The organism is Pantoea sp. CTOTU50773, from assembly GCF_032082325.1.
Classification (GTDB): Bacteria; Pseudomonadota; Gammaproteobacteria; order Enterobacterales; family Enterobacteriaceae; genus Pantoea; species Pantoea communis.
The window spans coordinates 1-23,284 of the sequence record NZ_DAMDQC010000030.1 but is presented as its reverse complement, the minus strand read 5'-3'; the positions used below and the strand labels follow the sequence as shown (position 1 = coordinate 23,284).

18 protein-coding genes are annotated in these 23,284 nt (G+C 57.1%); 7 read left to right on the top strand and 11 right to left on the bottom strand.

The window, feature by feature from the left end; all coding sequences use genetic code 11:
- Window positions 1-6: 6 nt before the first annotated feature.
- The 3 genes from fucP (at window position 7) to RT340_RS07185 (ending at window position 4,093) form a co-directional block, all read left to right on the top strand.
- Window positions 7-1,332, top strand: a complete 1,326-nt coding sequence (gene fucP, locus RT340_RS07195; protein WP_211729165.1) for an L-fucose:H+ symporter permease — start codon at window positions 7-9, stop codon at window positions 1,330-1,332.
- Window positions 1,329-2,342 (top strand): aldose 1-epimerase family protein, encoded by a 1,014-nt coding sequence (locus RT340_RS07190; protein WP_211729164.1) that lies wholly within the window; start codon window positions 1,329-1,331, stop codon window positions 2,340-2,342. Before fucP ends, RT340_RS07190 begins: the two co-directional genes overlap by 4 nt.
- Before the next feature lie 164 nt (window positions 2,343-2,506).
- Window positions 2,507-4,093, top strand: a complete 1,587-nt coding sequence (locus RT340_RS07185; protein WP_313375039.1) for a methyl-accepting chemotaxis protein — start codon at window positions 2,507-2,509, stop codon at window positions 4,091-4,093.
- Window positions 4,094-4,620: 527 nt separating this feature from the next.
- Here the strand turns inward: RT340_RS07185 and urtE are convergent.
- From urtE to atzF, 8 genes are all read right to left on the bottom strand, one after another.
- On the bottom strand, window positions 4,621-5,319 hold the full coding sequence (gene urtE, locus RT340_RS07180; RefSeq protein WP_097118302.1) for an urea ABC transporter ATP-binding subunit UrtE: 699 nt from the start codon (window positions 5,317-5,319) through the stop codon (window positions 4,621-4,623).
- 1 nt (window position 5,320) lies between these two features.
- Window positions 5,321-6,112: an urea ABC transporter ATP-binding protein UrtD gene (urtD, locus tag RT340_RS07175; protein ID WP_034826215.1), complete on the bottom strand. Its 792-nt coding sequence runs from the start codon at window positions 6,110-6,112 to the stop codon at window positions 5,321-5,323.
- The gene (gene urtC, locus RT340_RS07170) at window positions 6,105-7,181 is read right to left on the bottom strand and encodes an urea ABC transporter permease subunit UrtC (protein WP_211729161.1); all 1,077 of its coding nucleotides are present in this window, start codon (window positions 7,179-7,181) and stop codon (window positions 6,105-6,107) included. The genes urtD and urtC overlap by 8 nt, the downstream gene beginning before the upstream one ends.
- Entirely contained in the window at window positions 7,181-8,746 is a 1,566-nt protein-coding gene (gene urtB, locus RT340_RS07165) for an urea ABC transporter permease subunit UrtB (RefSeq protein WP_283216215.1), read from the bottom strand. Before urtB ends, urtC begins: the two co-directional genes overlap by 1 nt.
- A gap of 217 nt (window positions 8,747-8,963) precedes the next feature.
- On the bottom strand, window positions 8,964-10,232 hold the full coding sequence (urtA, locus tag RT340_RS07160) for an urea ABC transporter substrate-binding protein (protein ID WP_097118305.1): 1,269 nt from the start codon (window positions 10,230-10,232) through the stop codon (window positions 8,964-8,966).
- A 28-nt stretch (window positions 10,233-10,260) separates the two neighbouring features.
- On the bottom strand, window positions 10,261-10,959 hold the full coding sequence (locus tag RT340_RS07155; RefSeq protein ID WP_034826206.1) for a GntR family transcriptional regulator: 699 nt from the start codon (window positions 10,957-10,959) through the stop codon (window positions 10,261-10,263).
- Between the two features lie 9 nt (window positions 10,960-10,968).
- Window positions 10,969-14,586, bottom strand: a complete 3,618-nt coding sequence (gene uca / locus RT340_RS07150) for an urea carboxylase (RefSeq protein ID WP_313375033.1) — start codon at window positions 14,584-14,586, stop codon at window positions 10,969-10,971.
- Between the two features lie 2 nt (window positions 14,587-14,588).
- Window positions 14,589-16,385 carry an allophanate hydrolase gene (atzF, locus tag RT340_RS07145; protein ID WP_211729159.1) on the bottom strand — a complete coding sequence of 599 codons (1,797 nt, stop codon included), beginning with the start codon at window positions 16,383-16,385 and terminating at the stop codon, window positions 14,589-14,591.
- A gap of 256 nt (window positions 16,386-16,641) precedes the next feature.
- On the opposite strand from atzF, the gene sltY reads away from it, so the two are divergent.
- A complete protein-coding gene (sltY, locus tag RT340_RS07140) occupies window positions 16,642-18,561 on the top strand; it encodes a murein transglycosylase (RefSeq protein ID WP_211729158.1) in 1,920 nt (639 codons plus the stop codon).
- 44 nt (window positions 18,562-18,605) lie between these two features.
- On the top strand, window positions 18,606-18,929 hold the full coding sequence (gene trpR, locus RT340_RS07135) for a trp operon repressor (RefSeq protein WP_038649187.1): 324 nt from the start codon (window positions 18,606-18,608) through the stop codon (window positions 18,927-18,929).
- Here trpR and yjjX read toward each other — a convergent pair whose 3' ends face one another.
- Complete coding sequence (gene yjjX / locus RT340_RS07130; RefSeq protein WP_313375027.1) at window positions 18,930-19,448, bottom strand: inosine/xanthosine triphosphatase; 519 nt, start codon at window positions 19,446-19,448, stop codon at window positions 18,930-18,932.
- Window positions 19,449-19,499: 51 nt separating this feature from the next.
- Between yjjX and gpmB the strand changes: the two genes are divergently transcribed.
- Entirely contained in the window at window positions 19,500-20,147 is a 648-nt protein-coding gene (gene gpmB / locus RT340_RS07125) for a 2,3-diphosphoglycerate-dependent phosphoglycerate mutase GpmB (protein ID WP_038649182.1), read from the top strand.
- 150 nt (window positions 20,148-20,297) lie between these two features.
- On the opposite strand, the gene robA is transcribed toward gpmB, so the two are convergent.
- A complete protein-coding gene (gene robA, locus RT340_RS07120) occupies window positions 20,298-21,179 on the bottom strand; it encodes an MDR efflux pump AcrAB transcriptional activator RobA (RefSeq protein WP_034826193.1) in 882 nt (293 codons plus the stop codon).
- A 194-nt stretch (window positions 21,180-21,373) separates the two neighbouring features.
- Between robA and creA the strand changes: the two genes are divergently transcribed.
- Entirely contained in the window at window positions 21,374-21,847 is a 474-nt protein-coding gene (gene creA / locus RT340_RS07115; protein ID WP_211729156.1) for a protein CreA, read from the top strand.
- 48 nt (window positions 21,848-21,895) lie between these two features.
- On the opposite strand, the gene arcA is transcribed toward creA, so the two are convergent.
- The gene (gene arcA / locus RT340_RS07110; protein ID WP_034826183.1) at window positions 21,896-22,612 is read right to left on the bottom strand and encodes a two-component system response regulator ArcA; all 717 of its coding nucleotides are present in this window, start codon (window positions 22,610-22,612) and stop codon (window positions 21,896-21,898) included.
- Between the last annotated feature and the right edge of the window lie 672 nt (window positions 22,613-23,284).

Here is a 23,284-nt window from a genome sequence, read left to right as displayed (position 1 = left end):
CGAGTCATGCAACAGAACATTGTTCAGCAATCTGACGGCTATCTGAATAAGACGCCACTGTTTCAGTTCATTTTGCTCTCGTGCCTGTTCCCATTGTGGGGTTGTGCCGCGAGCTTAAACGATATCCTGATTACGCAATTCAAAAGCGTATTTGCGCTGAGCGATTTTGCCAGTGCGCTGGTGCAGAGTGCCTTTTACGGTGGCTACTTCCTGATCGCGATTCCCGCCTCGCTGGTGATCCGCAAAGCCACTTACAAGCTGGCGATATTGATGGGATTGGTGCTGTATATCGTCGGTTGCGTGCTGTTCTATCCGGCGTCACATATGGCGACTTACACCATGTTCCTCGCGGCGATCTTCGCCATCGCCATTGGCCTCAGCTTCCTCGAAACGGCCGCCAACACCTATAGCTCGATGATTGGTCACCGCGATCACGCCACGCTCCGTCTTAACATCAGCCAGACGTTCTATCCGATTGGCGCGCTGATGGGCATCGTGCTGGGTAAATATCTGGTGTTCCAGGACGGCGAAAGTCTGCATACGCAGATGGCGGGCATGAATGCCGAGCAGGCACATGCCTTCCGCCTGAGCATGCTGGAACACACGCTGGAGCCGTATAAATATCTGGTGATGGTGTTAGTGGTGGTGATGCTGCTGTTTCTGTTCACCCGCTATCCACGTTGCAAGCCGGAATCCAGTGAGAAGTCGTTGCCCTCGCTGGGTGAAACCTTCCGCTATCTGGCCGGTAATCGCCACTTTAAACGCGGCATCGTGGCGCAGTTCCTGTATGTCGGCATGCAGGTAGCGGTGTGGTCCTTCACCATCCGTCTGGCGTTGACGTTGGGTGCGACAAACGAACGCCACGCGTCTAACTTTATGATTTACAGCTTTATCTGCTTCTTTATCGGTAAGTTTGTCGCCAACTTCCTGATGACACGCTTCCGTGCGGAAAAAGTGCTGATTGCCTACTCGGTACTCGGCGTGATCACCCTCGCGTGGGTGATGTTTGTGCCAAACTTTACCGCTGTTTACGCGGCAGTGTTTGTCAGTGTGCTGTTTGGACCCTGCTGGGCGACGATTTACGCGGGCACGCTGGCCACGGTGGATAACAAGTACACCGAAGTGGCAGGCGCGTTTATTGTCATGTCGATTGTCGGCGCGGCGTTTATCCCGGCTATACAGGGATTCGCCTCTGATCATCTCGGGTCGATGCAGCTGGCCTTTGGTGTGTCGCTGCTGTGCTTCGCCTGGGTTGGTTTCTATTTCTGGGGCGAACTGCGCCATAAAAATCAGGCGATGCAGGCAGGTCGTCTGGTTGAGGAGATGCCATGAAAACCCGTTTGCCGCTGCGTCGTGAGCAGTTTCATGAAACGCCCAGCACGCTGTTGCACAATGACTATTTCCACGTCGAGTTGTTTCGCTATCCGGCGGGTGTCGAAGCGGTGCGTATCAGCAACCAGCGTGGCACGGTGATTGTGCTGCCGTTTTACGGTCAAATGGTGTGGGATGCGACCTTCGATGGCCATTCCCTCACCATGGGGCACAGCTTTAAACAGCCGCTGCCAGGCAGTTCGATTATCGATACTTACGGCTGTTTTGCCTTCCACTCTGGATTGCTGGCGAACGGCTGTCCTGCGCCCGATGACGAACATCCGCTGCACGGTGAAATGGCCTGCGCACGTATGGACAGCGCGTGGATGGTGCTGGAGCAAGATCGCGTTTCTCTGGAAGGGGAAACCGAATATGTGAAAGGTTTTGGTCATCACTATCTGGCTTCTCCAGCGGTGCGGTTGCACGCTAACGCGCCGCGCTTGCAGATTGAGATGAACGTCACCAATCTGGCGGGCGCGCCGATGCCGCTGCAGTACATGTGCCATCTGAACAGCGCCTGGCTGGCCAATGGCCGCTTTAAACAGTCGATCCCGCAGGATGCGTTCAAGTTACGCACCTCGATCCCGGCACATGTAAAACCAACGCCCCAGTGGACCGCGTACACTGATCGGCTGGCGCGCGATCCCCAGGCATTGCAGCAGCTAGATCAACCGGAGATGTGCGATCCGGAAATCGTGTTTTTTGCCGATAATCTGCCGCAATACGGCAACGAGGTGCAGTTCGAACTGCATGCCCCGGAAGGTTATGCCTTGATGACGCGCTTCGATAGCCGACAATTCCCCCACGCCACACGCTGGCTGCTGCATAATCACGATCAGCAGGTCGCGGCTTACGTGCTGCCCTCAACTTGTCGGCCTGAAGGATTTAAGGCGGCACAGCGTGCTGGCACCCTAATTGAGCTGGCACCCGGCGAGAAGCGACATTTCAGCGTCGAGACCGGCATTCTGTAATCACTGGCGGCCCTTGCGCCGCCTCAATTTTTACCGCTTCGCTATTCACGAAACTGTCACGCAATATCCTTGCCAATCCTATAAAGCCAACTGCCCGGTTGGACGATAACGCCTGTGACATTCGTCACATTGGTTCTCCTCTCTCTTTACCAGGGTTCAGATTTATGAAGCTCAATCAGTTTAAAATTGGCCAGCGGCTGGGTTTTCTCGCCACGCTGCTGTTGCTCGCCACATTGTTGATGGGACTGCACGGACTGCAAGTCAATATGCAGGCGCTGGAAAACAATCAGGACGTGATGGCACGTGAAGTCCTGATTGCCGACAGCATCGACACCGCGCGCAGTGCGCAGGTGCAGTTCAAGATACAGGTACAGGAGTGGAAAAATACCCTGTTGCGCGGCACCCAAGGGCAGGAGACCTTCGATAAGTACAAAAAGGCGTTTTTGAAAGAGAGCCAGCAAACGCAGGCGCTGCTGAGTAAGCTGAGCCAGATTCAGACGTCGCTGGAGTTACCTGACGCTCCCGTGGAACAGGCGCGCGCGGTGCATGCCGGGCTGGAGAGCAAATATCTGGCGGCGCTGGAAAACTACAGTATCAGCGATATTAACAGTGCGGCACGCGTTGACCATCTGGTCACCGGTATCGACCGCGCACCGACACAGCAAATCGACGATCTGGTGGCTGCCACGCTGAAACGCGCGCAGCAGATGCATCAGGAGATAGAAGCCAACAACCTCGCCCATTACCAGAAAACCCGCATGCTGCTGCTGATCGCGATGGGCTGTATCTTGCTGGTTGGTGTGTGCATTACGGCCTGGCTGGTGCAGAGCATCACGCGTCCGCTGAAGCAGGCAATTAACGTCGCGAAGACCGTGGCGGCAGGTGATCTGCGAGCCCGGATTGCGGTCTCAGGACGTGATGAAACCGCACAGCTGATGGCGGCGCTGCGTGATATGAACCATAACCTGACGCGTATTGTGACCGGCGTGCGTTCGGGGACTGAGGCAATAGCCGATACCACCGATCAGGTCGCACACGGCAGCCGCGAGTTGTCGGCGCGCAACGAAGCGCAGGCCAGTGCGTTGGAAGAGACCGCAGCTTCAATGGAGCAGCTGACTTCCGTGGTGAAAAACAATGCCGAGAACGCACGCCATGCCAGCGATATCGCGCGTGATACCCGCCAGCGCGCCGGCGAGGGCGGCGAGGTGGTGGAAAAAGTGGTGGTGGCAATGGGCGAGATCCACCAGTTCTCGCGTGAGATCAACGAGATCGTGACGGTGATTGATAGCATCGCGTTCCAGACCAATATTCTGGCACTCAATGCCGCAGTCGAAGCGGCACGCGCTGGGAATGACGGGCGTGGCTTTGCGGTGGTAGCGTCGGAAGTGCGTGCGCTGGCACAGCGCTCCGCTTCCGCAGCGCGTGATATTCGTGGTCTGACCGATCGTTCAGTGAGTTTGATGGCGCAGGGCAACACGCTGGTGAAAGGCGCGGGATCGTCGATGCAGGAGATTGTCGAGAGCGTGAAGCAGCTGTGCGAGCTGATGGAGAACATCTCATCCGCTAGCGCGGAGCAGAGCGTGGGTATTGAGCAGGTGAACCTGGCGGTGACGCATATGGATGCCGCCACCCAGCAGAACGCCACGCTGTCGCAGCAGTCCGCCCAATCGGCACGCGCGCTGAATCAGCAGGTCGGCTCGCTGGTGGAGAATATCAGCGTATTTCAGTTGGAGTCGAAGCCGGCTCAGTAACGTCGCGCAACAAACTACGCCGTTACACCGATAGGCGCTGGCCTGTGGCGGCGTTATTTATAGCGTAATGCTTGTTAGTTAGGGCGATATTTGCAAAGGCTGTCGCTGTTAATAGTGACAGCCTTTTCGTTTGGGTAAGCATTCCGGAGTGCGGGCCCGAGCGCCTCTGCTGCTGCCGGGCCGTCCTCGCGCCGCTGACGCGGTGCCTTCGGCTTCCACGTCGTGCCGACGGACCGTTCGGGTAAGGCCGTCCTGGCCAACCCGAACTGCCAGTCGCATCCCTGCGCCTGGCTCCTGGCCCAACGTAAAAGCCTCAGCGCTGCGGATAGCCCTTGCAGCAGCAGAGGCGCTCTGGCCTCTAACATCGTGCCGTTTTTGACAACACGCACTGAAGCTTTAGAGCTGGCTTGGGGTTGCTTCAGGGTAGAGGCGCTCTGGCCTCTACCATCGTGCCGTTTTTGACAACACGCACTGAAAGTTCAGAGCAGGCTGGTACCGTTCCGGGGCTGGCAATCCGCCCCAGACCTCTAAATCGCCACCAACCCGCGCACGCCTTCTGCTTCCATATTGGAACCCGCGCCGCGTTGTACGATCTCTCCGCGCGACATCACCAGATACTGATCGGCCAGCTCGGCGGCGAAATCGTAAAACTGCTCAACCAGCAGGATCGCCATATCACCGCGCTGGGCTAACTGGCGGATCACTGCGCCGATCTCTTTAATCACCGACGGCTGGATCCCTTCGGTGGGCTCATCCAGGATCAACAGCTGCGGCTTACATGCCAAAGCACGGCCGATCGCCAGCTGCTGCTGTTGCCCACCGGAGAGATCGCCGCCGCGTCGGGCTTTCATCTCGCGCAGCACCGGGAACAACTCGTAAATCTCCTCGGGCACGGATTTGGCCTGCGACCCCGGGAAGCGCGCCAGCCCCATCAGCAGATTCTCTTCCACTGTCAGGCGCGGAAAGATTTCACGGCCCTGCGGCACATAGGCAATGCCCGCCTGTACACGCTGGTGCGGCTTACGACTGTTTATCACCTTATCCTGCCAGCGAATCTCACCGGATTTCGCCGGAATCAGCCCCATCAGACATTTCAGCAGCGTGGTTTTACCCACGCCGTTGCGGCCCAGCAGGCAGGTAATTTCGCCCGGTTTCGTCTCAAACGAAAGACCGCGCAGAATATGGCTGCCGCCATAATATTGATTCAGTTCGGATACTTGCAGCATCTTAGCGCCCCAGATAAACGTCGATGACCCGATCGTTCGCCTGCACTTCGCGTAACGATCCCTCTGCCAGCACCTGGCCCTGATGCAGTACCGTGACATGATCGGCAATCGTCTCGACAAAACCCATGTCGTGTTCCACCACCATCAGCGAATGCTTGCCTGCCAGACTGCGGAACAGCTCGGCGGTGTACTCGGTTTCCGCGTCGGTCATACCTGCCGCGGGTTCGTCGAGCAGTAGCAGATGCGGGTCCTGCACTAACAACATGCCGATTTCAAGAAACTGCTTCTGACCGTGCGACAACAAGCCCGCTTTGCGCTGGCGCTCACCGCTCAGCCGCAGCAGTTTTAGCACCTCATCGATGCGATCCTGCTGTTCGCCGTTAAGCCGTGCACGCAAACTAGCCCACACCGACTTATCGTTTTTCAGCGCGATTTCCAGATTTTCGAATACGGTGAGCGCTTCAAAAACCGTGGGTTTCTGGAACTTGCGGCCAATGCCGGCCCGGGCGATCTCCACCGACGACATGCGGGTGAGATCGGTATCCTGGTCATAGATCACCTGCCCGTTATCGGGACGCGTTTTGCCGGTGATCACGTCCATCAGCGTGGTTTTGCCCGCGCCGTTGGGGCCGATCACACAGCGCAGTTCACCGACGCCGATCTTCAGCGACAGATCGGTGAGCGCGCGGAAGCCATCAAATGAGACGTTGATCTTCTCCAGTTGCAGCACAGGATCGCTCTGATCGCGATGGCGATCGGCGGGATGGGGTTGGGTAAACAGTTGCTCAGTCATCACGCCTCCGGCGCAGCAGGCCAATCACACCACGCGGCAGGAACAGCGTGACGAGGATAAATATCAGGCCGAGGAAGAACAGCCAATATTCCGGGAAGGCGACGGTGAACCAGCTTTTGGCCCCGTTCACAATCGCGGCCCCTAACAGCGGGCCAATTAAGGTGCCGCGCCCGCCGAGTGCCACCCAGATAGCCGCCTCAATCGAGTTGGTCGGCGACATTTCACTGGGATTGATAATGCCGACCTGCGGCACATACAGCGCGCCCGCAAGACCACACAACACCGCCGACAGCGTCCAGACAAACAGCTTGAAGCCTTTAGGGTCGTAACCGACGAACATCAGGCGGTTTTCGGCATCACGTACCGCCGTCAACACCCGCCCAAACTTACTGCGCGCCAGTGTGAAGCCAATGCCAAGGCTGATTAACAACAGCAGCACGGTGGCGACGAACAATCCAATGCGCGTGCCGGTGGCGGTAACGTTAAAGCCGAGCAGGGTGGTGAAGCCGGTAAAACCGTTGTTACCGCCAAAGCCCGTTTCATTACGGAAGAACAGCAGCATGCCGGCATAGGTCAGCGCCTGCGTCATGATCGAGAAGTAAACGCCTTTGATTTTTGAGCGGAAGGCGAAGTAGCCGAACACCAGCGCCAGCAAACCCGGCACCAGCATGATCAAACACAGCGCCCAGGCAAAATGTTGCGTGCCGGCCCAGAACCACGGCAGCTCATTCCACGACAGGAACGACATAAAGGCCGGTAAGCCCTCGCCCGATGCCTGGCGCATCAGGTACATGCCCATCGCATAGCCGCCTAATGCGAAGAACAGACCGTGTCCAAGAGACAGCAATCCGGCATAGCCCCATACCAGATCCAGCGCTACCGCGACGATGGCGTAGCAGAGGATTTTGCCGATCAAGGTCAGAGTGTAAGTGGAGATCGCCAGCGGATGCGTGGCGGGTAATAGGGCGCAGAACGGCAGCACCAGCAGCAGCAAGGAGATCACGATGCCGAGGCTGATACTGAGGCGCGGCGCTTTGCGCGTCAGCGTTAACGTCAGGGGTTGGCTCATCAGTCTATTACCCTCCCTTTGAAGGCAAACAGGCCCTGTGGACGTTTCTGAATGAACAGTACGATCAGCACGAGGATGAGGATTTTACCCAGCACCGCACCAATCTGCGGTTCCAGCACTTTGTTAAGGATGCCCAGGCCGAAGGCCGCTACCACGGTGCCCGCCAGCTGCCCCACGCCGCCCAGCACCACCACCAGGAAAGAGTCGATGATGTAACCCTGGCCAAGTTCCGGGCCGACGTTGCCGAGCTGCGACAGCGCCACGCCGCCCAGTCCAGCAATGCCAGAGCCCAGACCAAACGCCAGCATATCGATGCGTCCGGTTGGCACGCCGCAGCAATCGGCCATCGCGCGATTTTGCGTCACGGCGCGCACGCTCAGGCCCAGACGCGTTTTATTGAGCAGCAGCCAGGTCAGGCCGAGTACCGCAAACACAAACAGGATCACCGCAATACGGTTGTACGGCAGCACCAGGTTAGGCAACACTTGCCAGCCGCCAGACAGCCAGCCTGGGTTAGCCACTTCCAGGTTCTGTGCGCCAAACAGCATACGCACCAGTTGGATCAGCATCAGACTGATGCCCCAGGTGGCGAGCAGGGTTTCCAGCGGGCGGCCGTATAAATGACGAATGATGGTGCGCTCCAGCAGCATGCCAATGCTCGCGGTGATCAGGAATGCCACAGGCAGCGCCAGCAGCGGATACCACGCCAGCCACTGCGGTGCGAACTGCTGGAACAAGTTTTGTACAAACCAGGTGGCGTACGCACCGAGCATCAGCATCTCACCGTGCGCCATGTTGATCACGCCAAGCAGGCCGTAAGTGATCGCCAGACCCAGCGCGGCTAGCAGCAGGATCGAGCCGAGTGACAGGCCGGTAAACGCCTGACCGAAGAGATCGCCCCACATCAGGCGATGTTTGATTTGTTGCAGGCTCTCCGTGGCCGCGGCGCGCACCTGCGCATCGGGTTCGTTGCTGGCCTGCGTTAAGCGATCGAGGCTGGCCTGCATATTCGGGTCGCTGGACTCACCGAGCAGTGTGACGGCTTTGAGGCGTACGCGGGCATCCGGGCTGGCAAGTTGCAGATTGGCGGCGGCCATGGCGAGCACGGCGTGAACCTGAGTGTCTTTTTCCACGGCGAGACGCTGTTCGATCAGCGGCAACTGATCGGCGGCACCGTCGTTTTGCAACTGTTGGGCGGCACGCAGGCGAATCGCGGGATCCTCGCTCACCAGCTGGTGGGCGGCGAGGGCGCTGGCGATTAACACGCGTAGCCGGTTGTTCATAAACAGCTTTTTGGTCTCACCCGTCGGCTGTTGTGCGCTATCCAGCGGGATGAGTTTGTCATCCTGCTTGCTGAACGGCTGTTTATTTTGGTCGATGACCATGCTTTCGTTGCGCAGTGCCTGCAGCAGCGGCAAGCGGCTGGCCTGCGGTGCGGCCGCCCACTGTTGCAGCAGGTTGGCCTGATCAGTGCGGCTGGCAGCGGCGAAATCCGCGCCATCGCCCGCCTGGGCGAGCCACGGCAGGAGCAGCAGCAGACAGCAAAGATAACGGCGGATTGTCATGATGATGATCCTGTATGTCGTTGGGCTTGGGGGCGGTTGGTGACCTCACCCTAACCCTCTCCCGTAAGCGAGAGAGGGGACCGATCCAGCAAAGAACGCTGTTAATCACATTCGGCATCCTCTCCCATACTTTGCCAGAGAAGATCCGCAGGCGGCTGATGCCTTTGCCCTGGCTCCATTACAGAGCCAGATCGGGCATCAGCGCGCATTTTGCGTATTACTTCGTCGATTTCACCGGATAATCCGGCTTCTTATCATTACCGGCGATGTACGGGCTCCAGGGCTGAGCGCGGATTGGCTTATCGGTCTGCCACACCACGTTGAACTGACCGTTCTCTTCCACTTCGCCGATCATCACGGGCTTGTGCAGATGGTGGTTGGTTTTATCCATGGTCAGCGTGAAGCCGTCCGGCGCTTTAAAGGTCTGTCCGGCCATCGCCGCACGCACTTTGTCCACATCGGTGGTACCCGCTTTTTCTACCGCCTGCGCCCACATATGGATGCCGACATAAGTCGCTTCCATCGGGTCATTGGTGACCACGGTGCCTGCGTTCGGCAGGTTGTGCGCTTTGGCATAAGCACGGTAATCCGCCACGAATTTCGCGTTAGTTGGGTTATCCACCGATTCGAAGTAGTTCCACGCGGCTAACTGACCGACCAGCGGTTTGGTATCAATGCCGCGCAACTCTTCCTCCCCGACCGAGAAGGCGATCACCGGAATATCCGTGGCTTTAATGCCCTGGTTAGCCAGCTCTTTGTAGAACGGCACGTTGGAGTCACCGTTGATGGTGGAGATCACGGCCGTTTTGCCACCGGCAGAGAACTTCTTGATGTTAGAAACGATGGTCTGATAGTCGCTGTAGCCAAACGGCGTATAGACCTCTTCGATGTCTTTATCCTGAATGCCTTTGGTGTGCAGGAAGGCGCGCAGAATCTTGTTAGTGGTACGCGGGTAGACGTAATCGGTACCCAGCAGGAAGAAGCGTTTGGCGCTGCCGCCGTCTTCGCTCATCAGGTATTCCACCGCCGGAATCGCCTGCTGGTTGGGTGCCGCACCGGTGTAGAACACGTTTGGCGACATCTCTTCGCCTTCGTACTGCACCGGATAGAACAGCAGGCCGTTCAGCTCTTCAAACACCGGCAGCACTGACTTACGTGAGACCGAAGTCCAGCAGCCGAACACCGCCGCGACTTTATCCTGTGTTAACAGCTGACGCGCTTTCTCCGCGAACAGCGGCCAGTTAGACGCCGGATCGACCACCACCGGTTCCAGCTTTTTGCCCAGCACGCCGCCTTTGGCGTTGATTTCATCAATGGTCATCAGGGCCACGTCTTTCAGCGGCGTCTCGGAGATCGCCATGGTGCCGGAAAGCGACGACATGATGCCGACTTTGATGGTATCAGCGGCCTGGGCACCAAAGGTAAAGCCCAAACTGGTCACGGTGGCGGAGAGCGCAAAAGCTTTTAGCAACGAACGTCTTTTCATCGTTAACCCTCTAAATGTGTTAGTGTTTTTATTCAATGGGTTGAAGCCGGGCCTGCTGTAACATATGCAATGTGATCTTTCTGACCTCTGCCTTACTGACGGCAATGTGGTCGGTTAAAATGCGTTGTGCCTCCTCGGTTTGTTGCTGGAAAATCGCCCGTAAAATCTGAGCGTGTTCGCGGTATGTCGCATCTACCCGGTCGTCACGGGTAAAGTCGAGACGACGGATGATGCGGATCTTTTCGGTCAGTTCGGCGTGGATGCGTGCCATCTCCTGATTGCCCGCGGCGGCTACCAGCGCCATATGAAAGGCTTCGTCGTGCGCCGACACCGCTTTGCCATCCTCCAGGCGTGGCGCATCGATCCAGAAACCTTTCAGTTCGTTCAGGATTTCCGCACAGGCCAGCGGCGGCAGCGCGCACAGGCGGCGCACTGCTTCGCGCTCCAGCACGGTGCGGAAGTCGTACAGCTCTTCGAAGTATTCGAAGTCGAACGGCTTCACCTGCCAGCCGCTGCGGAACCACACTTCGACATAGCCCTCGCGCTCCAGCCAAAACAGCGCCTGACGTACCGGCGTGCGGCTCACGTCGAGCCGATCGGCGATTTCGTTTTCGCTAAAGCGGTCACCGGGCATCAAACGAAACTCAAAAATGTCCTGTTTCAATGCCTGATAAACCTTCTCCGCCAGCGCTTCCGGGCGGCCTTTGCTGCGTGGGCTTTGATGCATACGAGCTCCTTATTCCAGCCACAGCAGAGTGTCGCCCGGACTCACCGGACGTCCTGCCTGACAGGCAATGCGTTTCACCGTGCCGGCCTGCGGCGCGACAATCGCCAGTTCCATTTTCATGGCTTCGACGATGATCAGCGTCTGACCGGCTTCCACTGCGTCCCCCGGCTGCACCAGCACTTTCCAGATGTTGCCGTTCATATCGGCACAGACCGCTAGCGCATCTTCGTCGGCTTCCGGGGCCATCAGCGTCTCTTCACTGGTCAGCGGCGCGTTCTGCTCTTCCTGTGCCCACAGCGTCACTTCCTGTTCGAAAGCGGCTGACTGGCGCTGACGGAATTCGGCAATTGAGTCGGCGTGTTCAGCGAGGAATTGCTGGTGGGCAGCGAAATCAAACAGCGTCTCTTCGATGCGTACCGTGGCGCGGCCTTCGCGGAAGTCATCGCGCAGTTGCGTGAGTTCATCTTCGGTCACCGGATAGAAGCGCACCTGATCGAAGAAGTGCAGCAGCCACGGCTCATCCGCGGCGAACTGGTCGTTCTTGAGGAATTTGTTCCAGATTGGCAGCGTGCGGCCCACCAGTTGATAACCGCCGGGAGAATCCATGCCGTAGATGCACATGTACATGCCGCCGATACCGACCGTGCCTTCGGCGGTAAAGGTACGTGCCGGGCTGTATTTGGAACTGAGCAGGCGATGGCGTGGGTCGATCGGTACCGCGCAAGGCGCACCGAGGTAGACATCGCCCAGGCCGAGGATCAAATAGCTGGCATCGAAAATGGTGTCGCGCACCGCTTCGCGACTCTCCAGCCCATTAATGCGCTGAATAAAATCAACGTTGTTCGGCAGCCATGGTGCGGTAGCGCGCACGGTTTCCTGATAACGCTCAACCGCACCAAGCGTGGCGCTGTCTTCAAATGCCATTGGCATCCAGACGATGCGCGAAGGCACTTTCAGCTGGCTGACATCGCCGAGTCCGGCTTCCAGTTCCAGCAGTAGATTCATCAGCTGTTTCTGGCTGAGGATCAAGCTGTCATAGCGCACCTGCAATGAACGCACGCCAGGCGATAGCTCTTCCACGCCAGGCACCGCACGTTCACGCAGCGCATTCATCAGCAGGTGCACACGCAGACGCAGCGCCAGATCCAGCACGTTATCGCCGTACTCAATCAGCACGTATTTATCACCGGCCTGGCGATACACGGCAGCAGGCGTGGTGTCTGTGGCGGGCAGTGCGGCCAGCAAGGTCGCAGAGCCAATGTTACTGGCCGCCAGTGAGGGAACCTCAAAGGCTGGCGCATGAGTGCTGCGCAAGGTTTCCACGCTGTGCGCCTGGGCTTTCTCCAGCGCCACCGCTTCATCAGCGCTGATCGGGTGGAAGCGAATGCGGTCGCCGGGTTTCACCTGACCGACTTTCCACAATTCTGATTTGGCGATGGTCACCGGACAGACGAAGCCACCGAGGCTCGGGCCGTCATGGGTCAGGATCACCGGGAAGTCACCGGTAAAGTTCACCGCGCCAATTGCGTATTCGCAGTCGTGTACGTTAGACGGGTGCAGCCCGGCTTCGCCGCCGTTGGCGCGCGTCCAGGTCGGTTTTGGTCCGACTAAACGCACACCGAGGCGGTTGGAGTTGTAGTGCACCTGCCAGTCGCTGGCAAAGAACTCGTCGATGGCAGCCTGGGTGAAGAAATCCGGCGCGCCGTGCGGGCCGTACAGCACGCCGATGCGCCATTCGTTGCCATAGTGCGGCACCAGCGCGTGATCGAGCGCTTGCGGTTCACTGATCGGCGCGGGCGTGGTGCAGGCGGCCAGCAGCGGCTGGGAGATCGGCAGCATATCGGCGACGCGCAGGGTGCGTCCGGCATGACCACCAAACTGGCCGAGTGAGAAGGTAGAACGGCTGCCCAGATATTCCGGCACATCGAAACCGTTGCGTACTGCCAGATAAGTGCGGCAACCGCTTTGCGCACGGCCTAACGTCAGCGTCTGGCCTGCTTTTACACTGATTGGTTGCCAGTAATCGAGGCTTGCGCCATCCAGTTCTGCCGGGCAATCTGCGCCGGTCAGGGCAATGACTGCGTCGCTGTGGAAACGCAGTGTCGGGCCTTGCAAAGTAAACTCCAGCCCGGCGGCGCTGTCGTGGTTGCCGACAATGCGGTTTGCGAGGCGGAAAGCGAAGTCATCCATCGGGCCTGAAGGTGGCACGCCAATATCCCAATAGCCCAGGCGGCCAGGGAAATCCTGAATGCTGCTGAAGGTGCCGGGTTGCAGCACTTCAATCACGCTGGCGGACGGCGTAAAGCTGTCGAGGAAACGCGTCCAGACTTTGCCGCTGCTGAACGCTTCGGTGGCCACAATCTGGCGCAGATAATCGAGGTTGGTGGCGATGCCGTGCAGCTGCGTGGCATCCAGCGCCTGCTGCATTTTTTCCAGCGCCGCTTCACGCGTGTCGGCGTGAACAATCAGTTTGGCAATCATCGGATCGTAAAATGCTGAGACTTCGGTGCCGGTATCGATCCAGCCATCCACGCGCACGCCATCCGGGAAACTGACGCCGGTCAGGGTGCCGGGACTTGGCTGAAAGTTTTTCAATGGATCTTCGGCGTAGATACGCACTTCAATCGATGCGCCTTTGGGGGCCTGCTGCAGTCGCGCCCAGTCGATGGCATCACCGGCGGCGACTTGCAGCATGCACTCCACCAGATCGAGCCCGGTCACACACTCCGTCACCGGATGCTCAACCTGCAAGCGGGTGTTCACTTCGAGGAAATAGAACGCATCCTGTGCGGCGTCGTAGATGTATTCCACGGTACCGGCGCTGCGATAGCTCACTAACTCGCCCAGACGCACGGCCGATGAGAGCAGCGCCTCACGCGTCGCCTGCGGCAGGTTCGGTGCCGGGGTCTCTTCCACCACTTTCTGGTTGCGACGCTGTAATGAGCAGTCACGCTCACCGAGGGCAATCACTTTGCCGCTGCCGTCACCAAAAATCTGCACTTCAACGTGGCGCGCGCGGTCGATAAAGCGCTCCAGGAACACGCCTGCATCACTGAAAAACTGTTCGCCGAGACGACGTACGCTCTCCCATGCATTGCGCAGCGCATCGGCGTCGTCACAGCGGATTAAGCCAATACCGCCGCCGCCCGCCGTGCTTTTTAGCATCACCGGATAATTGATGTTTTCTGCCGCGCTGAGCGCCTCTTCCAGCGAGTTGAGCAGCGGTGTGCCAGGCGTCATCGGCACACCTGCGCTAGCCGCCAGTTCACGCGCGCGGTGCTTCAGGCCAAACTCGCCAATCTGCTGCGCCGTCGGACCAACAAATGCAATCCCCGCCTCTTCACAGGCGGCGGCAAACGGCAGGCTTTCGGAGAGAAAGCCGTAGCCCGGCCAGATGGCTTCTGCGCCGGTCTCTTTAGCAGCAGCCAGAATTTTATCGATGCGCAAATAGCTGTCGCTGGCTTTGTCACCGCCGAGGGCAATCGCCACATCGGCTTCTTTGACATGTCGCGCGTTACGGTCGGCATCGGAGTAAACGGCGACGCTTTTCACGCCGAGGCGCTTGAGGGTGCGAATCGCACGGCAGGCGATTTCGCCACGGTTAGCGATCAGGACGGTGCTGAACATGGTTATTTACTCCCCTGAGAGGCCAGCCAGTTGCGCCAGCCGCCAAATTCGGTAATTTCCAGCGCCTGCGACAGCACCGCCGGTTCACAGATAAAGCCTTTCACCACGCGACCATCAGCCAGCGTCAGAGATCCAATGCCGAGCGGTGCCGGGATTTCCGCCACGAATTCGCCAAAGCGCGCGAGTGGGATATCCCACAGTTCCACGGTGATGGCGGCACCGCTGTCACCGCGCAGCAGGCCGGGTTTTTTGATCGGACCATCGAGCAGGGCAAACAGGCGGTAGTGACTGGCGGTTTGTGTCTCTTCCACCCACACCGCATTGCGGGTGGTGAGCTGGAAATTGAGCGGCATGCCGGTGAGGTGCGCACCGACCACTGCCACGCGTACGTGATCGGCAGACACCGGGAAGGCGGTGTATTGAGCGGGCTGAGCTTTGCCGGTCGCGCCTAACGTCAGCGCCATCTGCTGTTGCCACTGAATGCCGAAGCCTGCCAGCGCGCGATCCTGCCAGGCAGACGCAATCAGCGTGATGCCCGCAGGCAGGCCATCGGCGCGGAACGGACCAGGCAGCGCCAGTGCGCTAAGGTCAGCAAGGTTAGTGAAGTTGGTGTAGGTGCCAAACTGCGAGTTGTAATGCACCGGCTCCTGCTTCATCTCTTCCAGCGTGTGAATGGTTGGCGAGGTCGGCACCACGAGCGCATCAAACTGCGCCAGGGTTTGCTGGATTTGACGCGTCAGTTCGGCACGCAGGTATTCCGCCTGATAAGCTTCAACGGCGGTGTATTTCAGGCCGCTGCTGACAATGCCGAACACCACCGGGTCCATCTCTTCCGGGCGATTGATCATCTCACCGACAGCGACAGTGCGCTCGGCAACCCACGGGCCGTAATAAAGCTGTTCCGCCAGTTGGTGGAATGCGGTGAAGTCGATAGGGTGCAGCGTCGCACCGCCCGCTTGCAGTTGCTCCAGTGCACGTAACCAGGCTGCTTCGGCCTGCTTATCACCAAAGAATTCAGGCGTGGCAGGAATGGCGAAATCAGGTCGAGCCTTAAAGCTGGCAGGCGCGGTGTGCGGATTGTTGCGTGAGTAGGCGTCTCCCGCATCGTAACCGCCTGCGGCGGTGGCAACGGTGAAGGCATCTTCCACCGTCAGAGCGAAGACGGAGATGGTGTCATTCAAACGGCAAGCAGGCACTACGCCGCTGGCCGAGAACCAGCCTTTGGTCGGTTTCAGACCGACGATGTTGTTAAAACCTGCCGGGACGCGACCGGAACCGGCGGTATCGGTGCCCAGCGAGAAGCCCACCAGGCCGCGCGCCAGCACCGAAGCAGAACCGGAGCTGGAACCACCGCTAACATACTCGGGGTTAAAGGTGTTGCTTACCGCACCGAACGGAGAACGCGTGCCGACTAACCCAGTGGCGTATTGGTCGAGGTTGGTTTTGCCGATCACCACCGCACCGGCCGCTTTAAGCTGTGCGACCACAAAGGCATCAGATTCAGCCGTATAGGTTAAGGCCGGACAGGCGGCACTGGTCGGCCAGCCTGCCACATCGATATTGTCTTTCACCGCAAACGGCACGCCAAACAGCGGCAGTGCAGCGGGATTGCGCAAGTAACTGGCCAGCAAGGGTTCAATTTGCGCCTGCAGCTGTGCGGGCGAAGCGACATACAGCCAGGCGTTATCCTGCTGGTCGATGGCGTCGAGGTGTGCTGCCAACAAGGTGCTGATGCACTGTGGGTCCTGCTGATAGCGGTGTTGCCAATCCTGAAGCGTGTATCCGAAGGTTGCTGCCATGAGTGAATTCCAACTGGTATACAAGATGGAATTCAACAGAGCAAAGCGCGTGCCATTTTTGTAAGTAAATGAATAGCTGTAGCTAATTGATATGACATAGGATTTTGTGATGATAATTTGCACAGTCACAGCGCAGACGGTGTGCAATCACGGTGCGCCTGCGTAAATTTTGTGAAGAACATGGCAAGAGACCGTTGGCCTGGTTAGCATGAGTTAAGTCTGGCATGAGCTGGATCGCAGCAGAGAGGAGAGTAGAGTGGAGAAGTGGCGTAACTGGATGATAGGGATCTGTCTGGTCAGCACGGCCAGCAGCGTGTGGGCCGACTCGCTGGATCAACAAAGACAGCGCTATGCGCAAATCAAACAAGCCTGGGATAACAATCAAATGGACCAGGTCTCGCAGCTGATGCCAACGCTGCGGGATTATCCGCTCTATCCGTATCTGCAATACCGTTTGCTGGCGCAGGATCTCGATCAAGAGACGCCGCTGGCGGTGAAGAATTTCATTCAGCAATATCCAACGCTGCCACCGGCGCGTTCACTCTCGACACGCTTCGTCAACGTGTTGGCACATCGTCAGGACTGGCAGGGCGTGCTGAGCTTTAGCCCGGATGAGCCCAAACCGGTGCAGGCGCGCTGTAACTGGTATTACGCCAAGTGGGCTACCGGCCAGCAGCAGGTGGCGTTTGATGGCGCGAAATCGATCTGGCTGCGCGGTTCCGCGCTACCGAATGACTGCGATCAGCTGTTCTCGGTGTGGCAAGCGTCCGGACAGATGTCGCCGATCACCATCCTCGAACGTATTCGCCTGGCGATGAAAGCCGGCAACGACAGCCTGGTGAATTATCTGGCGAAAATGCTGCCGGCGGATTATCAAACCACTTCCAGCGCGCTGATTGCGCTGCAGCAAAATCCGCAGACCGTCACCACTTTTGCCAGCAGCCTCGGTCCGACCGATTTCACCCGTATGGCCACCAGTTATGCCTTTGCCCGCGTCGCGCGTGAAGACATGGATAATGCGCGCATGATGATCCCGCAACTGGTGCAGGCGCAGAAAATGAGCCCGGCGGAAGAGCAGGATCTTAAGGAAACCGTGGTGTGGCGCATGATGGGCGCCGATCTGACCTCCGAGCAGGCGCGCTGGCGTGATGCAGTGGTGATGAACAGTGAATCCACCGCGCTGGTGGAGCGTCGCGTGCGTCTGGCGCTGAGTCAGAACGATCGTCGTGGACTGAACACCTGGATCGCGCGTTTACCGGTTGAAGCCAAAGAGAAAGATGAGTGGCAATACTGGCAAGCCGATCTGCTGATTTCTCAGGGGCGCAAAGAAGAAGCCGATGAGATTCTGCGTAAGCTGATGCAGGCTCGTGGTTTCTATCCGATGGTGGCGGCGCAGCGTCTCGGCGTGGAATATCCGTTGCAGATCGATCAGGCCCCGGCGGCAGACAGCTCGGTGGTGCAGGGGCCTGAACTGGCGCGCGTACGTGAGCTGATGTACTGGGGGTTGGATAACCTGGCGCGCAGTGAATGGGCCAATCTGATCTCCAGCAAGACCCATTCGCAGCAACAGATGCTGGCGCGTTACGCCAACGAGCAGGACTGGTGGGATCTCAGCGTGCAGGCGACCATTACCGCGAAAATGTGGGATAGCCTGAAAGAGCGCTTCCCGCTGGCATGGCGCAATCTGTATCAGCAATACACCAGCGATAAAGGTATTCCGCAGAGCTATGCCATGGCGATCTCCCGCCAGGAGAGTGCGTGGAATCCGAAAGCGCGTTCGCCGGTCGGTGCCAGTGGTTTGATGCAGGTGATGCCAGCCACGGCCAGCCATACCGTGAAGATGTACAACATCCCCGGCTATGTGAACAGCAGCCAGTTGCTCGACCCACAGACCAATATCCAGATTGGTACGCAGTATCTGGAATACGTCTATCAGCAGTTCGATCAGAACCGCATCTTCTCCTCGGCGGCCTATAATGCCGGGCCGGGCAGGGTACGCAGCTGGTTGAATAACAGCGGTGGCAAACTGGATGCAGTGGCGTTTATCGAAACCATTCCGTTCTCAGAAACACGCGGCTACGTGAAAAACGTGCTGGCGTATGACGCCTACTACCGTTACTTCATGGGCAAGCCGGATAAGATTCTCGCCGATGGCGAGTGGAATCGCCGTTACTAGCTGTGCTATGCTTCCGTACTCGCTAATGAGTACGGAAGCCCTTCATGAGCCAACCTCTTTCTTCCCAGCCGGATGCGGCTCAGCCTGTTGAAGATAACTGGCTGCGTTTTATCGATTTGATGCAGAACGCTTTCGCGGACGGTGTGTCGTTGCCTTTGCTGCAACTGATGATGACGCCCGATGAGCGTGAAGCGTTTGGCACGCGCCTGCGCATTATTGAAGAGCTGATGAACGGCGACATGAGCCAGCGCGAGCTGAAGAATGAGCTGGGCGTCGGTATCGCCACCATCACGCGTGGCTCTAACAGTCTGAAAGAAGCGCCTCCTGAGCTGAAACGCTGGCTGGAAGCGCGCTTAGGCCGCCATTAATTACTGCTGATACAGCGGATGGGGGAACGGGCAGAGTGCCAGTATCAGCGCCTGGTGGTAAACGCTTGAGCGGCTCAACAGACCGTTGGTAAACGCGCCGATAGCGCCGCCTTTCTGCTTGATATTATCAACGCCGGTTAAGCGTGCCATTTCGTGACCGAGTTCGTGTCCGGCGGCTAAGCCCGCCATGACAATCGGCGGCAAGGTGAAGCTGGCGGAGCGCGATTCGCCGCGCTGCTGGGCGTTTTCAATCACCATCCATGCAAAGGCACAATCGCCCTCGATGCCGGCTTCAATCGCGACCCAATAGTCAGATTCAGGGCGTTGCTGACGGGCGTTCGCTACGCGGGTACGTGCGCCAGTTCGCGTTTCGACATCGCTTAACGGTTGAGCAGCGACGCCGCTCTCGACCTCGACCCCTTCAATATGGCAGGATTCTTCACCAAAGACGTCGTTGAACGCCTGAGCAATCGCGCGAATTTTTGCCGGGTTGATGGTGGCTGCGACAACGTGGTACATAATTGTTTGAACCCTCAAGGCAAATTTGTCGCAGTATAACGGAAATTAAGCATGCTACAGGTCTATCTTGTTCGTCACGGCGAAACGGTATGGAATGCGGCCCGACGCATTCAAGGTCAATCCGACAGTCCGCTGACGGAAAAAGGTGAGCAACAGGCCCAACAAGTGGGTGAACGGATGAAATCGCAGGGCATCACCCATGTGATCGCCAGCGATTTAGGCCGCACGCGCCGCACCGCCGAGATCATCGCGGATGCCTGCGGTTGTACGGTCACGGTTGATGCACGTTTGCGTGAGCTGAATATGGGCTGTCTCGAACAGCGCCCCCTTGATGGCTTAACGCCGGAAGAGGAGAGCTGGCGTAAAACGCTGGTGGATGGCACCCAAGACGGCCGCATCCCTGGCGGTGAATCGATGCTGGAGATGGCGACGCGCATGCACGAAGCGCTGAACGCGTTGCTCGAACTGCCAGCGGGCAGCCGTCCGTTGATTGTCAGTCACGGTATGGCGTTAGGCGTGTTAGTGAGTACGCTATTGGGATTGCCGGCGCACGCTGAGCGCCGTTTGCGCCTGCGCAACTGCTCGATTTCACGCGTGGATCATCAACAGAGCGCGTGGCTGGCTGCAGGTTGGGTGGTCGAGACGGCAGGCGATGTGTCGCATCTGGATGCGCCTGCGCTGGACGAATTGCAGCGTTAAGCGTCATTCGGTTTCGGTGCGCATCAATGCGCTGCCTGTAAAGGGTGGGGGTAATGATTGCCTGCCCAGCAAAAGGGTCAGCTCGCCATTTATGGCGATCTGCCGTTATTGAAGCCAAAAAAATGCCGTCATCATGACGGCATTTTCATATCAGCGATTCTGCTGCGGGCGAATGGGAATCAGGTATTCGCAACGGATTTCCGTTGGCGGCTCGCTGCGTTTCTTACCGCCATGCGTGAAGAAACGCTCAATATCCTGGCCCTGACGACGCACCAGACCCAACGTTGGCATACAGGTGCCGTACAGCAGCAGAATGAACTCACCCAGTGCGCTGCGCGCACCGTTATAGGTGAACTGCACGTAATCCCCGGCTTCGAGAATCACATTTTGATTCGACTGCATGCTCAATGCCTGTTGATCGGCAGGCACTGCCGTGGTGTAGAGAATCTCCTGCTCATCATCCTTTTCATGGCTGGCACGTACCTGATGCAGACCGTATAACACCGGTGGCACGGTATCAGTTTCCAGCAGGAACTGTTTCCAGAAATGGATGCGCATTTCGTCACGGTAGCTGGAAATTTGCTCCAGCGTACAGGTGTAACTCTGCGTTTGCCCGACCAGCACCGTTTCCGGCAGCGTGACAAACGTGGCCTCAGGCATGTGGTGATCGTCCAGACGAATCGGCGGGCGAATGCCGAAGGAGTTCCATTCCGATGAGCGACGATACCAGGCGGGCGTTTGATTAAACTGCTTTTTAAACGCACGGGTAAAAGTCTGCTGTGAATCGAAGCGGTATTGTAAAGCGATGTCGAGGATCGGGCGGCTGGTCAGGCGCAAGGCCACAGCGGCTTTCGACAGGCGACGCGCGCGGATGTAAGCGCCGATGGCGTGGCTCGTCACTTCCTTGAACATACGCTGCAGGTGCCACTTGGAATAGCCCGCTTTCAACGCAACATTATCTAATGAAAGGGGTTGATCCAGATGGCTCTCCAGCCAGACAAGCAAATCGCGAATGATACCGGCTTGGTCCATAAAACATCCTCATAACTCTCTGGTGGCGCAACTATGAAGTCGTCGAATAATAGCACGAAATGCACAAAAGCGTGGGGGCGGTTTGTCAATCGGCTGTGCTAAATCAATGCGGGCTACAACCCGTTTAGGTTTGGTTCCGGGTTCGATTGACAGTACATTACAGTCTCATCTATTCGATTGGCAATGGTAACTCAATGACAATAACTCGCTTTCTTATAATCACGCTTGCAACTTGTCTCTTCAGCGTGGGCGTTCAGGCCGAGGAAATCGGCTCGGTAGACACGGTTTTTAAGATGTTTGGCCCCGACCATAAGATTGTGGTGGAAGCCTTCGACGACCCCGACGTAAAAAATGTAACCTGTTATATCAGCCGGGCGAAAACCGGTGGGATCAAGGGCGGATTAGGTCTGGCGGAAGATACTTCCGACGCGGCCATCTCCTGCCAGCAGGTTGGGCCTGTAGAGCTTAGCGATAAAATCGCACAAGGCAAGGCGCAAGGAGAAGTGGTCTTCCAAAAGCGCACTTCATTGGTATTTAAGAAGCTGCAGGTGGTGCGCTTCTATGATCAAAAACGTCATGCGCTGGTTTACCTGAGCTACTCAGATAAAGTGGTGGACGGTTCGCCGAAGAATGCGCTGAGCGCTGTGCCAATCATGCCGTGGCATTGAGGCATAAAAAAACGCCCTGATGGGCGTTTTTCTTTTACTGCAGCAAACTTAATCCTGCAATTCACCACAGAAGCGATACCCTTCGCCATGAATGGTGGCGATGATTTCTGGCGTATCCGGGGTGGATTCGAAATGCTTACGAATGCGGCGGATGGTGACATCCACGGTGCGGTCATGCGGCTTCAGCTCACGACCCGTCATCTTCTTCAGCAGATCGCCACGGGTTTGAATCTTGCCCGGGTTTTCGCAGAAGTGCAGCATCGCGCGGAACTCACTGCGTGGCAGCTTATACTGTTCACCGTTCGGGCTGATCAGTGAGCGGCTGTTAATGTCCAGCTCCCAGCCGTTAAAGCGATAGCTTTCAACCGCGCGACGTTCTTCACTTGGCATCGCCAGATTCATGGTGCGCGATAACAGGTTGCGTGCACGAATCGTTAGCTCACGTGGGTTAAACGGTTTAGTGATGTAATCATCGGCGCCAATCTCCAGGCCGAGGATTTTATCTACTTCGTTATCACGACCTGTCAGGAACATCAGCGCAACGTTTGCTTGTTCACGCAATTCGCGTGCCAGCAGCAAACCGTTTTTGCCTGGCAGGTTGATATCCATGATCACCAGATTGACGTCATTTTCCGTCAAAACCTGATGCATCTCGGCGCCGTCGGTGGCTTCATAGACCACGTAACCTTCCGCCTCAAAAATACTTTTGAGGGTGTTACGCGTGACCAGTTCGTCTTCAACGATAAGAATGTGCGGGGTCTGCATGTTTCGCTACCTAAAATTTGCCAACAAATCGAAAACAGGGCGTACGATGGCTGCGTTTACTGTTCATCAAAACAGCGTGCCTTACGCAACCGGTGTACGAAATAATCTTCGGAATACACCATCCATCTATGTCAACTTCAGTGTTAGCTCAGCCAGTCAGGATGAATATTTGCGTGCCCCGTGGGTATCGGACTGGCGCTTATCCTAACCGTATTAACAGCAACCTAACAGCACCAACAACAACCGATAAGCATAAAAACAACGCTTCGTTGACTTATATCAAATGCAAGTGTAGCACGTTAACACTTTTATGAAAAACTTCTCCAGGAATGCCAGCTTAGCTCACAAAAAGCAGCATTTTTGCTACATTTTGGCTGCATAACGGTAAAACTAAAACCTGCAGGAAATAATATTTTAATAATATGAAAAACAATAGATTTATATTAATTAAGCGTGGAAATTTTAGTTATATCCCACAATATCTTCTCCCCATCGCTTTTATCCTCTTTTAACATCCTTAACATCTTATTTTCTCTTGTCCGTGCGGTTGGTATTTTTGCCACTGCATGCCAACATAGGGCGAGTTGTTAACAGTTCGATGGAAAAATCATGCATTTCCCCCTAATCCTTGTCTCACCCGCCCGTCCGGAAAATATCGGCGCGGCCGCTCGT

Excerpts from the sequence above, each read along its gene's own strand:
- urtB (WP_283216215.1), bottom strand. The coding sequence starts at position 8,746 with ATGACAATCCGCCGTTATCTTTGCTGTCTGCTGCTGCTCCTGCCGTGG.
- creA (WP_211729156.1), top strand. The coding sequence starts at position 21,374 with ATGACAATAACTCGCTTTCTTATAATCACGCTTGCAACTTGTCTCTTC.
- RT340_RS07185 (WP_313375039.1), top strand. The coding sequence starts at position 2,507 with ATGAAGCTCAATCAGTTTAAAATTGGCCAGCGGCTGGGTTTTCTCGCC.
- gpmB (WP_038649182.1), top strand. The coding sequence starts at position 19,500 with ATGCTACAGGTCTATCTTGTTCGTCACGGCGAAACGGTATGGAATGCG.
- RT340_RS07190 (WP_211729164.1), top strand. The coding sequence starts at position 1,329 with ATGAAAACCCGTTTGCCGCTGCGTCGTGAGCAGTTTCATGAAACGCCC.
- arcA (WP_034826183.1), bottom strand. The coding sequence starts at position 22,612 with ATGCAGACCCCGCACATTCTTATCGTTGAAGACGAACTGGTCACGCGT.
- trpR (WP_038649187.1), top strand. The coding sequence starts at position 18,606 with ATGAGCCAACCTCTTTCTTCCCAGCCGGATGCGGCTCAGCCTGTTGAA.
- urtE (WP_097118302.1), bottom strand. The coding sequence starts at position 5,319 with ATGCTGCAAGTATCCGAACTGAATCAATATTATGGCGGCAGCCATATT.
- urtA (WP_097118305.1), bottom strand. The coding sequence starts at position 10,232 with ATGAAAAGACGTTCGTTGCTAAAAGCTTTTGCGCTCTCCGCCACCGTG.
- yjjX (WP_313375027.1), bottom strand. The coding sequence starts at position 19,448 with ATGTACCACGTTGTCGCAGCCACCATCAACCCGGCAAAAATTCGCGCG.
- robA (WP_034826193.1), bottom strand. The coding sequence starts at position 21,179 with ATGGACCAAGCCGGTATCATTCGCGATTTGCTTGTCTGGCTGGAGAGC.
- urtD (WP_034826215.1), bottom strand. The coding sequence starts at position 6,112 with ATGACTGAGCAACTGTTTACCCAACCCCATCCCGCCGATCGCCATCGC.
- RT340_RS07155 (WP_034826206.1), bottom strand. The coding sequence starts at position 10,959 with ATGCATCAAAGCCCACGCAGCAAAGGCCGCCCGGAAGCGCTGGCGGAG.
- atzF (WP_211729159.1), bottom strand. The coding sequence starts at position 16,385 with ATGGCAGCAACCTTCGGATACACGCTTCAGGATTGGCAACACCGCTAT.
- uca (WP_313375033.1), bottom strand. The coding sequence starts at position 14,586 with ATGTTCAGCACCGTCCTGATCGCTAACCGTGGCGAAATCGCCTGCCGT.
- fucP (WP_211729165.1), top strand. The coding sequence starts at position 7 with ATGCAACAGAACATTGTTCAGCAATCTGACGGCTATCTGAATAAGACG.
- urtC (WP_211729161.1), bottom strand. The coding sequence starts at position 7,181 with ATGAGCCAACCCCTGACGTTAACGCTGACGCGCAAAGCGCCGCGCCTC.